Origin of the sequence: Eleftheria terrae, from assembly GCF_030419005.1 — a bacterium.
Classification (GTDB): Bacteria; Pseudomonadota; Gammaproteobacteria; order Burkholderiales; family Burkholderiaceae_C; genus Caldimonas; species Caldimonas terrae.
This window is the reverse complement of record NZ_CP106951.1, coordinates 2,491,680-2,504,427: the sequence shown is the minus strand read 5'-3', so window position 1 is coordinate 2,504,427 and position 12,748 is coordinate 2,491,680. Positions and strand designations below refer to the sequence as shown.

Annotated in this window: 9 protein-coding genes; 1 reads left to right on the top strand and 8 read right to left on the bottom strand. The window is 68.5% G+C overall.

Annotated elements, in window-relative coordinates; translation table 11 throughout:
* Nucleotides 1-28 precede the first annotated feature (28 nt).
* From N7L95_RS10945 to N7L95_RS10935, 3 genes are all read right to left on the bottom strand, one after another.
* Nucleotides 29-1,198, bottom strand: a complete 1,170-nt coding sequence (locus N7L95_RS10945) for a zinc-dependent alcohol dehydrogenase (protein ID WP_301259854.1) — start codon at nt 1,196-1,198, stop codon at nt 29-31.
* Between the two features lie 249 nt (nt 1,199-1,447).
* Entirely contained in the window at nt 1,448-4,738 is a 3,291-nt protein-coding gene (gene icmF / locus N7L95_RS10940) for a fused isobutyryl-CoA mutase/GTPase IcmF (RefSeq protein ID WP_301259853.1), read from the bottom strand.
* 198 nt (nt 4,739-4,936) lie between these two features.
* Nucleotides 4,937-5,782, bottom strand: coding sequence for a polyphosphate kinase 2 family protein (locus tag N7L95_RS10935; RefSeq protein WP_301259852.1), 846 nt, complete (start codon nt 5,780-5,782; stop codon nt 4,937-4,939).
* A gap of 123 nt (nt 5,783-5,905) precedes the next feature.
* Between N7L95_RS10935 and N7L95_RS10930 the strand changes: the two genes are divergently transcribed.
* Nucleotides 5,906-6,676, top strand: a complete 771-nt coding sequence (locus N7L95_RS10930) for a type III pantothenate kinase (protein WP_301259851.1) — start codon at nt 5,906-5,908, stop codon at nt 6,674-6,676.
* Nucleotides 6,677-6,685: 9 nt separating this feature from the next.
* Here N7L95_RS10930 and hslU read toward each other — a convergent pair whose 3' ends face one another.
* The 5 genes from hslU to N7L95_RS10905 all read right to left on the bottom strand — a co-directional run bounded on the left by hslU (nt 6,686) and on the right by N7L95_RS10905 (nt 12,671).
* Nucleotides 6,686-8,017 carry an ATP-dependent protease ATPase subunit HslU gene (gene hslU / locus N7L95_RS10925; RefSeq protein ID WP_301259850.1) on the bottom strand — a complete coding sequence of 444 codons (1,332 nt, stop codon included), beginning with the start codon at nt 8,015-8,017 and terminating at the stop codon, nt 6,686-6,688.
* Nucleotides 8,018-8,062: 45 nt separating this feature from the next.
* The gene (hslV, locus tag N7L95_RS10920) at nt 8,063-8,599 is read right to left on the bottom strand and encodes an ATP-dependent protease subunit HslV (RefSeq protein WP_301259849.1); all 537 of its coding nucleotides are present in this window, start codon (nt 8,597-8,599) and stop codon (nt 8,063-8,065) included.
* Between the two features lie 218 nt (nt 8,600-8,817).
* Nucleotides 8,818-10,536 carry a hypothetical protein gene (locus tag N7L95_RS10915; RefSeq protein WP_301259848.1) on the bottom strand — a complete coding sequence of 573 codons (1,719 nt, stop codon included), beginning with the start codon at nt 10,534-10,536 and terminating at the stop codon, nt 8,818-8,820.
* 17 nt (nt 10,537-10,553) lie between these two features.
* On the bottom strand, nt 10,554-11,447 hold the full coding sequence (dksA, locus tag N7L95_RS10910; protein WP_301259847.1) for an RNA polymerase-binding protein DksA: 894 nt from the start codon (nt 11,445-11,447) through the stop codon (nt 10,554-10,556).
* 168 nt (nt 11,448-11,615) lie between these two features.
* Nucleotides 11,616-12,671, bottom strand: coding sequence for a CobW family GTP-binding protein (locus tag N7L95_RS10905; RefSeq protein WP_301259846.1), 1,056 nt, complete (start codon nt 12,669-12,671; stop codon nt 11,616-11,618).
* Between the last annotated feature and the right edge of the window lie 77 nt (nt 12,672-12,748).

Below are 12,748 nucleotides of genomic sequence, written 5' to 3'. Positions count from 1 at the left end.
CGGGCGTCTTCTGGCGCCCGTGCGCCGCTCACGGCTTCAGCACCACCTTCACGCAGCCGTCCTTCTTGTCACGGAAGGTCTTGTACATCTCGGGGCCCTGCTCCAGCCCGACGGTGTGCGTGATGACGAAGGAGGGATCGATCTGGCCTTCCTGGATGCGGCGCAGCAGGTCGTCCGTCCAGCGGTTCACATGGGTCTGCCCGGTGCGCACGGTGAGGCCCTTGTTCATCAGCGCGCCGAGCGGGATCTTGTCCACCAGGCCGCCGTAGACCCCGGGGATCGACAGCACGCCGCCCGGCCGGCACACATAGATCATCTCGCGCAGCACATGCGCGCGGTCGCTCTCCAGCATCACCGCCTGCTTGGCCCGGTCGTAGAGCGAATCGATGGAGCGCGTGGCATGCGCCTCCATGCCCACCGCGTCGATGCACTTTTCCGGGCCCTTGCCACCGGTCAGCTCGCCGAGCCGCTCCAGCACGCTTTCGTCCTCGAAGTTGATCGTGATGGCGCCGCCGGCCTGGGCCATGCCGAGTCGCTCGGGCACCCTGTCGATGGCGATCACCTGGCGCGCGCCGAGCAGCAATGCACTGCGGATGGCGAACTGCCCGACCGGCCCCGCCCCCCACACCGCCACCGTGTCGGTGGGCTCGATGTCGCATTGCACGGCGGCCTGCCAACCGGTGGGGAAGATGTCGCCGAGGAACAGCACCTGCTCGTCGCTCAGGCCGTCGGGGATCTTCACCGGCGCCACGTCGGCATACGGCACCCGCACATACTCGGCCTGGCCGCCGGGGTAGCCGCCGGTCAGGTGGGTGTAGCCGAAGAGGCCGGCGGTGGTGTGGCCGAAGGCCTTGGACGCCAGGTCCTGCTTGCGGTTGCTGCGCTCGCACACCGACCAGTTGCCGCGGCGGCACTGGTCACACTCGCCACAGCAGATGGTGAAGGGCACGACCACCCGGTCGCCGACCTTCAGCTTGCGGTTGTCCTTGCCCACCTCCACCACCTCGCCCATGAACTCGTGGCCCATGATGTCGCCGGCTTCCATGCCGGGCATGAAGCCGTCGAAAAGGTGCAGGTCGGAGCCGCAGATGGCGCAGCTGGAGACCTTGATGATGGCGTCACGCCCGTCCTCGATGGTGGGGTCGGGCACATGGTCGCAGCGAATGTCCTTCTTGCCGTGCCAGCGTAGGGCTCTCATGCGTACTCCTCGTTCCGGGGGGATGGACAAGCGGGCCGAGACCGGCCCCGAGAGTCGCCCGGCCTGCCGCGGGCGGAGGCTGCGCCCCGCCACGGCGGGCCGGGCTGTCGGGCTGGCCGCAGCGGGCCGGCCGTTGTCCTGCCATCCGGCAAGTGCCGCGCCTGCCCTGACGCGGCGCGTCGGGGGGCCGGCGAAGGTGGACGGTTCGCAGGTGATGCAGCGGCGCCGCCGGGCGGCGGCGCGAAGGATTTACATGTTGCGGCGGTACTGCCCGCCCACTTCGAACAGGGCCGCCGTGATCTGCCCCAGCGAGCAGACGCGCACCGCGTCCATCAGCACCTCGAAGACATTGCGGTTCTCGATCACCGCCTGGCGCAGCCGTTGCAGCTGTGCCGGCGCGGCGTCGGCATGCCGCGCATGGAAGTCCTGCAGCCGCTGGAGCTGCGACTGCTTCTCGGCCTCGGTGGAGCGGGCCAGCTCCAGCGTCTCGGGCACGGTGTCGCCCTGCGGGTTGCGGAAGGTGTTGACACCGATGATGGGCAGCTCGCCAGTGTGCTTGAGCATCTCGTAGTGCATGCTCTCTTCCTGGATCTTGCCGCGCTGGTAGCCGGTCTCCATCGCGCCGAGCACGCCGCCGCGCTCGGCGATGCGCTCGAACTCGGCCAGCACCGCCTCCTCCACCAGCTCGGTGAGCTCGTCGATCACGAAGGCGCCCTGGTTCGGGTTCTCGTTCTTCGCCAGGCCCCATTCCCGGTTGATGATGAGCTGGATCGCCATGGCCCGGCGCACGCTTTCCTCGGTCGGCGTGGTGATGGCCTCGTCGTAGGCGTTGGTGTGCAGCGAGTTGCAGTTGTCGTAGATCGCGATCAGCGCCTGCAGCGTGGTGCGGATGTCGTTGAAGGCGATCTCCTGCGCATGCAGGCTGCGGCCGCTCGTCTGCACGTGGTACTTGAGCTTCTGGCTGCGCTCGTTGGCACCGTACTTCTCGCGCATGGCCACCGCCCAGATGCGGCGGGCCACGCGGCCGAGCACGCTGTACTCCGGGTCCATGCCGTTGCTGAAGAAGAAGCTCAGGTTGGGCGCGAAGTCGTCGATGTGCATGCCGCGCGCGAGGTAGGCCTCCACGAAGGTGAAGCCGTTGCTGAGCGTGAAGGCCAGCTGCGAGATCGGGTTGGCCCCGGCCTCGGCGATGTGGTAGCCGCTGATGCTCACCGAGTAGAAGTTGCGCACCCGGTGCTCGACGAAGTACTGCGCGATGTCGCCCATCACCTTCAGGCTGAACTCGGTGCTGAAGATGCAGGTGTTCTGGCCCTGGTCCTCCTTGAGGATGTCGGCCTGCACGGTGCCGCGCACGTTCTCCAGCACCCAGGCGCGCAGCCGCGCCGCCTCGGCGGCGTCGGGCTCGCGGCCGTGCTCGGCGCGGTGGCGCTCCAGCTGCTGGTCGATCGCCGTGTTCATGAACATCGCCAGGATGGCGGGCGCCGGGCCGTTGATGGTCATGCTCACCGAGGTGCTGGGCGAGCACAGGTCGAAGCCGTCGTACAGCGCCTTCATGTCGTCCAGCGTGGCGATGCTGACGCCGGAGTTGCCCACCTTGCCGTAGATGTCCGGCCGCAGGTCCGGGTCATGGCCATAGAGCGTGACGCTGTCGAAGGCGGTCGACAGGCGCTTGGCCGGCATGCCCTGGCTGAGCAGCTTGAAGCGGCGGTTGGTGCGGAAGGCGTCGCCCTCGCCGGCGAACATGCGGGTCGGGTCCTCGCCCTCGCGCTTGAAGGCGAAGGTGCCGGCGGTGTAGGGGAAGCTGCCGGGCACGTTCTCCAGCAGCAGCCACTTCAGCAGCTCGCCCTGGTCCTCGTACGCGGGCAGCGCCACCTTGCGCAGCCGCGTGCCGCTGAGCGTGGTGTGGACCAGCGCGGTGCGGATCTCCTTGTCGCGCACCTTCACCACATGCTCGTCGCCCGCATAGGCGGCCTGCAGCTGCGGCCACTGCGTGAGCAGGTGCCGGGCATGCGCGCTCAGCTGCGCCTCGCGCTCGGCGGCCAGGCCTTCGAGCGCCTGCACCGCCTTTGCCTCGCCCGGATGGGACGCCTCCAGCAGGCGGCCCGAGGCGCGCAGCTGCTGCACCTCGCGGGCCAGGACGGCCTGGCGCCGGGCCGCGTGCTTGTAGCCGCGCACGGTGTCGGCGATCTCGGCCAGGTAGCGCACGCGAGCGCCAGGCACGATGGGCGTCTGGTTGCTGCTGTGGCGCGTCTCCACGCGCGGCAGCCGGCCCGGGCCGGCCGGCAGGCCGAGGGCCTGCAGCCGCGGCAGCAGCGCCTGGTAGAGCGCCGTCACGCCGTCGTCGTTGAAGCGGCTGGCCATCGTGCCGAACACCGGCATCTGCTCGGGCCGCTGGCCGAAGGCCTCCCGGTTGCGCTGCACCTGCTTGGCCACGTCGCGCAGCGCATCGAGCGCACCCTTGCGGTCGAACTTGTTGATGGCGACGAATTCGGCGAAGTCGAGCATGTCGATCTTCTCAAGCTGGCTGGCGGCGCCGAACTCGGGCGTCATCACGTACAGCGGCACGTCCACATGCGGCACGATGGCCGCGTCGCCCTGGCCGATGCCCGAGGTCTCGACGATCACCAGGTCGAAGCCGGCGGCCTTGCAGGCGGCCACCACGTCGGGCAGCGCCTGGCTGATCTCGGAGCCGAAGTCGCGCGTGGCCAGGCTGCGCATGTACACCCGCGGGCCGCTGCCCCAGGGATGGATGGCATTCATCCGGATGCGGTCGCCCAGCAGTGCGCCGCCGCTCTTGCGCCGCGAGGGGTCAATGCTGACGACGGCGATACGCAGGCGGTCGTCCTGGTCCAGCCGCAGGCGGCGGATCAGCTCGTCGGTGAGGCTGGACTTGCCGGCGCCGCCAGTGCCGGTGATGCCGAGCACTGGCACGCTGCGCGACCCGGCCTCGGCCTGCAGGGCGTCACGCAGCGCAGCCGGGGCGCTGCCGGCCTCCAGCGCGGTGATCAGCTGGGCCAGCGCGCGCCACGCCGCTTCGCCATGGCCCTGGATGGCGGCGACATCCTGCGGCGCCAGGCCGGCCAGGTCGCGGTCGCTGCGCATCAGCATCTCGCCGATCATGCCCTGCAGGCCCATGCGCTGGCCGTCCTCGGGGCTGTAGATGCGGGTCACGCCATAGGCCTGCAGGTCGCGGATCTCCGGCGGCACGATGACGCCGCCGCCGCCGCCGAAGACCTGGATGTGCTCGCCGCCGCGCGCCTTGAGCAGATCCACCATGTACTTGAAGTACTCGACATGCCCGCCCTGGTAGGAGCTGATGGCGATGCCGTGGGCGTCTTCCTGCAGCGCGGCTGTCACCACTTCGTCCACCGAGCGGTTGTGCCCCAGGTGCACCACCTCGGCCCCCATGCCCTGCAGGATGCGGCGCATGATGTTGATCGAGGCGTCATGGCCGTCGAACAGCGAGGCGGCGGTGACGAAGCGCACCTTGTGCCGCGGCCGGTAGTCGGTGAGCGCTTTGAGGTCGGACAGGTCGGTCATCGGGCGGGCCTCCTGGCGGGCGCGAGCGGCGGCAGCGCCTCGCGGTTCGGTTCAGACAGGCGAGGCCGTGCGGGGACGGCCTCTGATTGACGTTTACGTCAACGTCAATCATGCCACAGCGGCAGGGCCGCATTGCGTCATCGCAAACCCGGTGGCCCTGGCGGCAATGCCAGGGGAGGGGGAGCACGCGTCCCGCGGCTATTCGAGCTTCAAGTCCTTCAGCCCCACCGTGGCCGGCGGATGGCGCAGCTTCATGCCCTGCAGCGTGCGCTCCATCAGCGTGGCCACCATCAGGTTGCGGTGACTCTTGGAGTCCGCGGGGATCACGGTCCACGGCGCCCAGGCGGTGCCGGTGGCGGCCAGCGCCTCCTGGTAGGCGGCCTGGTAGGCGTCCCACTGCTTGCGGGCCTCGACGTCGGCGAGGTCGAACTTCCAGTGCTTGGCCGGATCATCGAGCCGCGACTGCAGGCGGCGCAACTGCTCGTCCTTGGAGATGTGCAGGAAGCACTTGACGATGACCGTGCCGCTCTCGGTGAGCAGGCGCTCGAAGTCGTTGATCTGCCGGTAGCGCCGCTTCAGCTCTGCAGCGTCGATCCACTGCCGCACGCGGGGGACCAGCACGTCTTCGTAGTGGCTGCGGTTGAAGACCACCAGCTCGCCGGTGCGAGGAACCTTGGCATGCACGCGCCAGAGGAAGTCGTGCGCCAGCTCCTCGCTGCTGGGCGCCTTGTAGGACACGCTGTGCACGCCCTGCGGGCTCATGCGGCCGAAGACGTCACGGATGGTGCCGTCCTTGCCGCTGGTGTCCATGCCCTGCAGCACCACCAGCAGCTTGAAGCGGCCATCGGCGTACAGCAGGTCCTGCAGATCGTCCAGCCGTTCGGCCTGCCGGGCCAGCGCCTCGCGGTCGCGCTGCTTGTCGCCGAGCGTGAAGGGCTTGGCCGCCGGGTCGAAGGACTTGAGCTTGAAACCCGCGGCCGGCGGCTTGTCGCTGCTCACCTGCCACGGACGGAAGGGGGCGGAGTCGGAGGTGTTCTTGGCCATCGTGGCTGCAGCATGCCGGCAGGACGGGCACCTGGCAATAGGCAGGGGTCTGGCAGCGGGCTGCTGCGGCCCAGGGGCGGGAGACGCGCACGAGCGTTCGAATTCGGGATAATGCCGCTCGACATGTTCCTCGCCATCGACATCGGCAACACGCGCCTCAAGTGGGCGCTCTACGAGGCGCCCCAACCGCAAGCCCGGTTGCTGGCGCATGGCGCAGCCTTCCTGGAAACCATCCACCAGCTGGCCGAGGGCGACTGGAAGGACCTGCCCACGCCCACTTTGGTGCTGGGCTGCTGTGTCGCCGGCGATGCGGTGCGCCACGATGTGGAGGAGCAGCTCGAGTTGTGGGACGTCACGCCGCGCTGGGTCGTGTCCAGCCCCGCGGAGGCAGGCGTCGTCAACGGCTACGACCACCCCTCGCGCCTGGGCGCCGACCGCTGGGTGGCGATGATCGGCGCGCGCTCGCGCCTGCTGCGCGAGTCGGCACCCGGCCCGGCGCTGGTGGTGATGGTGGGCACCGCGGTGACGGTCGACGCCATCGACGCCTCGGGCTGTTTCCTCGGCGGGCTGATCCTGCCCGGCCACGGCATCATGCTGCGGGCCCTGGAGTCCGGCACCGCCGGCCTGCATGTGCCGACCGGCGAAGTGCGCGACTTCCCCGCCAACACCAGCGATGCGCTGACCAGCGGCGGCACCTATGCCATCGCCGGCGCCATCGAGCGCATGCACCGCAACATCGTGCAGCATTGCGGGCAAGCGCCGCGCTGCATCATCGGCGGTGGCGCTGGCTGGAAGATGGCGCCCTACCTCACCGTGCCCTTCGAGCTGGTCGAATCGCTGGTGTTCGAGGGCCTGCTGCACATCGCACACAGCCGCGCCAGCGGGCGCGGCTGAGGCACGGCCTCAGAGGATGTAGCGCGACAGGTCCTCGTTCTTCGACAGCTCGGCCAGCTTGCTTTCCACATAGGGTGCGTCGACCGTGACGGTCTGGCCGCTGAGCCGGGTCGCCTCGTAGGACACCTCGTCGAGCAGGCGCTCCATCACGGTGGACAGCCGGCGTGCGCCGATGTTCTCCGTTCGCTCGTTGACCTCGTAGGCAATCTGGGCAAGGCGGCGGATGCCTTCGGGAGTGAATTCGAGCTGCACGCCTTCGGTCGCCAGCAGCGCCTGGTACTGGCGCGTCAGGTTGGCATGCGTCTGCGTCAGGATGGCCTCGAAGTCGTCGACCGACAGCGAGCCCAGCTCCACCCGGATCGGGAAACGGCCCTGCAGCTCGGGAATCAGGTCGCTGGGCTTGCTCAGGTGGAAGGCGCCCGAGGCGATGAACAGGATGTGGTCGGTCTTGACCATGCCGTACTTGGTGTTCACCGTGGTGCCCTCGACCAGCGGCAGCAGGTCGCGCTGCACGCCCTGGCGCGACACTTCGGCACCGCTGCCCTCGGAGCGGGAGGTGACCTTGTCGATCTCGTCGATGAACACGATGCCGTTCTGCTCGGCATTGGCCAGCGCCTGGGTGCGCACCTCGTCCTCGTTGAGCAGCTTGGCGGCTTCCTCGTCCACCAGCAGCTTCATCGCCTCGGCGATCTTGAGCTTGCGCTGCTTGCGCTTGCCGTTGCCCAGATTGGCGAACATGCCGCGCAGCTGCTCGGTCATTTCCTCCATGCCGGGCGGGCCCATGATCTCCAGCGAGGGCTTGACGTCGGCAACGTCGATCTCGATTTCCTTGTCGTCCATCAGGCCCTCGCGCAGGCGCTTGCGCATGGTCTGGCGGGCGGTGTTGTCGGTGGCCGGCGCGGGTGCCAGGCCGAAGTCGCCACGCGGCGGCGGCACCAGGGCGTCCAGCACCCGTTCTTCGGCTGCGTCCTCGGCCCGGGTGCGGACCTTGCGCATCTCGGACTCGCGGGTCTGCTTGACCGCCATGTCCACCAGGTCGCGGACGATGGAGTCGACGTCCTTGCCCACGTAGCCGACCTCGGTGAACTTGGTCGCCTCCACCTTGATGAAGGGCGCGTCGGCCAGCTTGGCCAGGCGGCGTGCGATCTCGGTCTTGCCGACGCCGGTCGGGCCGATCATCAGGATGTTCTTCGGTGTGATCTCCGGGCGCAGCTTCTCGTCGACCTGCTGGCGCCGCCAGCGGTTGCGCAACGCGATGGCGACCGCCCGCTTGGCCTGCGCCTGGCCGATGATGTGGCGGTCGAGCTCGGAGACGATTTCCTGCGGGGTCATCGCACTCATGGGGTGTCTTTCAGCAAACGGTGGGATCGGGGACGGCAACAGGCATCAGCCCAGCGTCTCGATCGTGTGATGGTGGTTGGTGTAGATGCAGAGGTCGCCGGCGATTTCCAGTGACCGCTTCACCACGTCCCGCGGGGCCAGCTCGGTGTGGTCGAGCAGCGCCCGCGCTGCTGCCTGGGCATAGGCACCGCCGGAGCCGATGGCGACGATGCCGTATTCCGGTTCCAGCACGTCGCCGTTGCCGGTGATGATCAGCGAGGTGTCCTTGTCCGCGACGGCCAGCATGGCCTCCAGGCGGCGCAGCACCCGGTCGGTGCGCCAGTCCTTGGTCAGCTCGATGGCAGCGCGCGACAGGTGGCCCTGGTGTTTCTCCAGCTTGGCCTCGAAGCGCTCGAACAGCGTGAAGGCGTCGGCCGTGGCGCCGGCAAAACCGGCCAGCACCTGGTCGCGGTAGAGCTTGCGCACCTTGCGGGCCGAGGCCTTGACGACGATGGTGCCGAGCGTGACTTGGCCGTCGCCGCCGATGGCAACGCTGTTGCCGCGGCGGACGCTCACGATGGTGGTGCCGTGGTAGGGTTCCATGAAGGGTCCGAATGAGTCTAGTGCAAGCCGCGCCACGCCGGCTCGCCTCCGTCCGGCCGTGCCTGGCCGGCTCGGACGGCGGCGCGCGCGTTGCGGGCCATGACTGGAGGATGTGGGGACGCCGGGCCGGCCTTCAAGCGGGCCGGCCGTGAAAGTGGCGGCCGCGAATGTGACAGCCTCGAACGTGACGGCCGGCGGCCGGGTGCGCCGCTGGCGACTCAGATGTTGCGCACCTTGACCCGGGCATGCTCGGTGATGCCCATCGCGCCGAAGAACAGGGCCACCAGGCGGTGGGTTTCCTCGAACTGGATGGCGCGGTTTTCGCTGCGCCGGTTCAGCACCCAGTTGAGCAAGTCGCCGGCGGCGATGAAGTCGACGCGGATCAGGCGGGTGCAGGCGACCTTGACGATGGCGGCCTTGCCCAGTCCCTGGTCCAGGACCTTGAGGGTCTCGGAGATGTCGCCGACCAGCTGGCCGGACAGCTCCAGCGACGCCACCTCGATCACCCCCGGATCGTCCATGATCTGTGACTCGACAAAGCTCGTCGAGACGTCGCTCACCACGGACAAGGGAGCCGAAGAGGTGTTGGTCGCGCCGGTGTTGCCGCCGATCTTAATCTGGCAGCGCGCCGCTTCCCAGGAGGGCGGCGAGACTTCGTAGGTGACGCAGTAGTCGATCGCCACCTCGTCGAACTGGTCCGGCCGGTTGGCCAGGCGCAGCACCTCCAGGCGCAGCAGCCAGAATGCCGGGTCGGCGTCCTTGACGCCGGTGGGTGCCGCGTCCTGCAGCACCTGGATCAACCGGTCGCCCGACAGCCAGCGCATTTCCAGGTTGTCATCGGCCCAGCCGCGGAACACCTCGCTCAGGCGGGCCGACGCTTCGGCGTCGATGCTCTGCAGCGGCGCCCAGTCCAGCACCCAGGGCAGCGGCATCTGCAGCGTCTGCGAACGCAGCTGCGCGACGGCCTCGACATCCAGCAGCTCCGGGCAGACCCAGCCGACCTGGCCTTCCAGCTTGGCCTGCACGGTGGTCGGCACGTCCTCCACGGTGGCCTCGGCCACCATGCGCGGCAGCGAGAACCACTGCGGCGCCGACCAGCCGAACTGGTGCACGTAGTCGAGCGCCAGGCTCTCGAACTTCACCTGCTGTGCGGTGGCGCGGTAGAGGTCGAACAGCACCATCCAGGTCTCGGCGTGCTGGTTGCGGCTGGCGCCGCTCTGGATCAGCTCCGACAGCGACTGCTCGCAGGAGGTGAAATCGGCGTTGGCGAAGGCGATCACCGCCTCGTCCAGCTCAGGGTCGTGGGCGACCTCGTTGACCTCGACCGCGAATTCCTCGCCGAAGGCGGCCAGGTTGGCGCCCAGCACCGGGATCGGGCTGTGCGACGGCGGGGCCGCGGGCGGGGGCGGTGGCTGCAGTGCCGGGGCGGCCACCGGCACCGGTGCGGGCTGCACCGCGCCATTCACAGGGGCTGCGGGCGGCACCGGCAGGGCCGGCGGCATGGCGGCTGGCTCGTGCAGGGGCGAAGGCTGGGTCGGCGCGTTGTAGAACGAGGGCGAACGCCGCAGGCCGATCTGCTCGCCGACCATCTGCTGCTCGATCTCGTCGATCTTGGCCTTGACCACCCCGACGTCGGACTTCGCCACCAGGTCGCGGTCGTTCTCGTCGAGGTTGGAGGTGGCTTCCAGGGCGCCCACGGTGGCCTCGGTCAGGCCTTCGCGGCGCACCTTGCGCAGCATGTCGAACTCGCGCTTGCGGACGAAATCGTTGCGCCGCTTGCGCTCGATCATCGCCTTCAGTTCGGACTTGGCGTACTCGCTTTCGCGCGACTCCGTGCTGTTGGTGCTCAGGTCGGACCAATCGGTGGTGGGGTTCGCCACGAACCTCACCACCTTGCGCAAGAAACTCGGATTGTCTTTGTCTTTGGGGTCCGACATGGGGCTTTGCGGGACGATCAGTCTCCGAACAGCTTTTGTTTCAGCTCGCGTCGTTGCTGAGCTTCGAGAGACAGTGTAGCCGTCGGCCGCGCGATCAGCCGCCCGAGGCCGATCGGCTCGCCGGTTTCGTCACAGAAGCCGTAGTCGCCGGCGTCGATGCGCGCCAGCGCCTGCGAGATCTTCTTGAGCAGCTTGCGCTCGCGGTCGCGGGTGCGCAGCTCCAGCGCGTGCTCTTCCTCGATGGTGGCGCGGTCCGCCGGGTCGGGGACGATGCTGGTGTCCTCGCGCAGGTGCTCGGTGGTTTCGCCGGCATTGCTGAGCAGGTCTTCCTTGAGGCTTTCCAGCTTGGCGCGGAAGAACTCGAGCTGCTTGTCGCTCATGTATTCCGCCTCCGGCATGGCGAGCACCTCGGCGTCGGACAGTTCGCGCCCGGGCTTGTTCTTCCAGGCGTTGGCGAGTTTGGGGTCGGCTTGAGGCATGGTGGGGCGGGGCTGATCGAGAACCGCTGTAGCAGATGAAGGGGTCATGGATGTTCCGGAGGTGGCACGCCCGGCAGTCGCGGGCGCTGACGAAAGCGCCGGCACCGACTCGGGCGCCTCTGCCGGCGCCTGGGCGGCCCCGGCCTTGCCAGCCGTGCGCCGAGGCGCGGCCGACTTGCTGTCGGTCGTGGCCTTCTTGGCGCCGGGCTTGGGCGTCGCGGGAGGGGGGCTCACCATGTCGCTGTCACTCTCGTCGGGTTCCTGGGCCGGTACAGCGGGCGCTTTTGACGCCTTCGCTGCAGTGTTTCGCTGGGCCGCCGCGGCCTTGTTGGCCTGGGGCGCCCTCGCGATCTGGCCGGCCACTTCGCCCGCGGGTAGGGGCTCGGTTGCCGGCTGGGCACTGCTGATTCGCTGGGCCGGGGTCTTGCTCACTTTCCGTCTCCTCGCTGTGGCAGTTATATACCTGCTCTGGCCAGAATCGGCTAGGTCGTGGCCCTGGGTGGGGACCCAAGGGCGCCGCGGATTGTAGCGATCCCACAAGAAGAAGCGCTGGCGTTTTCCCCAGGGTGATGTGTCGGATCGTCACGTCCGGCCCGGGGCTCAGTCAGCCAGGCACTGCTCCAGGCCTTGCAGGAGGATGTCGCGCGGCAGGTCGATGCCGATGAAGACCATCTTGCTCATCCTGGCCTCGCCCTCGCCCCACTTGGGGCCGAGGTCGCTGCCCATCAGCTGGTGCACGCCCTGGAAGATCACCTTGCGGTCGGTGCCCACCATGTCGAGCACGCCCTTGTAGCGCAGCAGGCGCGGGCCGTAGATGTTCACCATGGTGCCGAGGAAGTCCTCCAGCTTGGCCGGCTGGAAGGGGCGCTCGGCGCGGAACACGAAGGACTTCACGTCATCGTCGTGATGGTGGTGGTGCGGGTGGTCGCAGTGCTCGCCATGCTCGTGGTCGTGATCATGGTCGTGGTGGTGATGGTGGTCGTGCTCGTCGTCCGCCTTCAGGAAGTCGGGGTCGATCTCCAGCTTGGCATTCAGGTTGAAACCGCGCAGGTCGAACACCTCGCTCAGCGGCACCTCGCCGAAATGCACCCGGCGCTGCGGGGCGCGCGGGTTCATGTGCTTGATGCGGTGGGCCAGTGCGTCAGCACTCGCTTCGTCCACCAGGTCGGTCTTGCTGATGAAGATCTGATCGGCGAAGCCGATCTGGCGGCGTGCCTCGAGCCGGTCGTTGAGCTGCTGGTTGGCGTGCTTGGCGTCGACCAGGGTCAGCACCGAGTCGAGCAGGTACTGCTCGGCGATCTCGTCGTCCATGAAGAAGGTCTGCGCCACCGGGCCGGGGTCGGCCAGGCCGGTGGTCTCGATGACGACGCGGTCGAACTCCAGCTCGCCCTTGCGGCGGCGGGCCGCCAGGTCGGAGAGGGTGGCACGCAGGTCTTCGCGGATGGTGCAGCAGATGCAGCCGTTGCTCATCTGGATGACCTGTTCCTTGGACTCGGCGACCAGGATGTCGTTGTCGATGTTCTCTTCGCCGAACTCGTTCTCGATGACGGCGATCTTCTGCCCGTGGGCTTCGGTCAGCACCCGCTTGAGCAGGGTCGTCTTGCCGCTGCCGAGGAAGCCGGTCAGGATGGTGGCGGGAATCAGGCCTTGGGACATGGGGGCACCTTGTAGTCAGGGAAGGCCGGCGGGCGCGGCCCCTCGGGCCTGCGCGGGCTGCCGGCGGCCGCTGCGCG

Bases quoted from the DNA above. Each gene is read 5' to 3' on its own strand.
- icmF (WP_301259853.1), bottom strand. From the start codon at position 4,738: ATGACCGACCTGTCCGACCTCAAAGCGCTCACCGACTACCGGCCGCGG.
- hslV (WP_301259849.1), bottom strand. From the start codon at position 8,599: ATGGAACCCTACCACGGCACCACCATCGTGAGCGTCCGCCGCGGCAAC.
- N7L95_RS10945 (WP_301259854.1), bottom strand. From the start codon at position 1,198: ATGAGAGCCCTACGCTGGCACGGCAAGAAGGACATTCGCTGCGACCAT.
- hslU (WP_301259850.1), bottom strand. From the start codon at position 8,017: ATGAGTGCGATGACCCCGCAGGAAATCGTCTCCGAGCTCGACCGCCAC.
- N7L95_RS10915 (WP_301259848.1), bottom strand. From the start codon at position 10,536: ATGTCGGACCCCAAAGACAAAGACAATCCGAGTTTCTTGCGCAAGGTG.
- N7L95_RS10935 (WP_301259852.1), bottom strand. From the start codon at position 5,782: ATGGCCAAGAACACCTCCGACTCCGCCCCCTTCCGTCCGTGGCAGGTG.
- N7L95_RS10905 (WP_301259846.1), bottom strand. From the start codon at position 12,671: ATGTCCCAAGGCCTGATTCCCGCCACCATCCTGACCGGCTTCCTCGGC.
- N7L95_RS10930 (WP_301259851.1), top strand. From the start codon at position 5,906: ATGTTCCTCGCCATCGACATCGGCAACACGCGCCTCAAGTGGGCGCTC.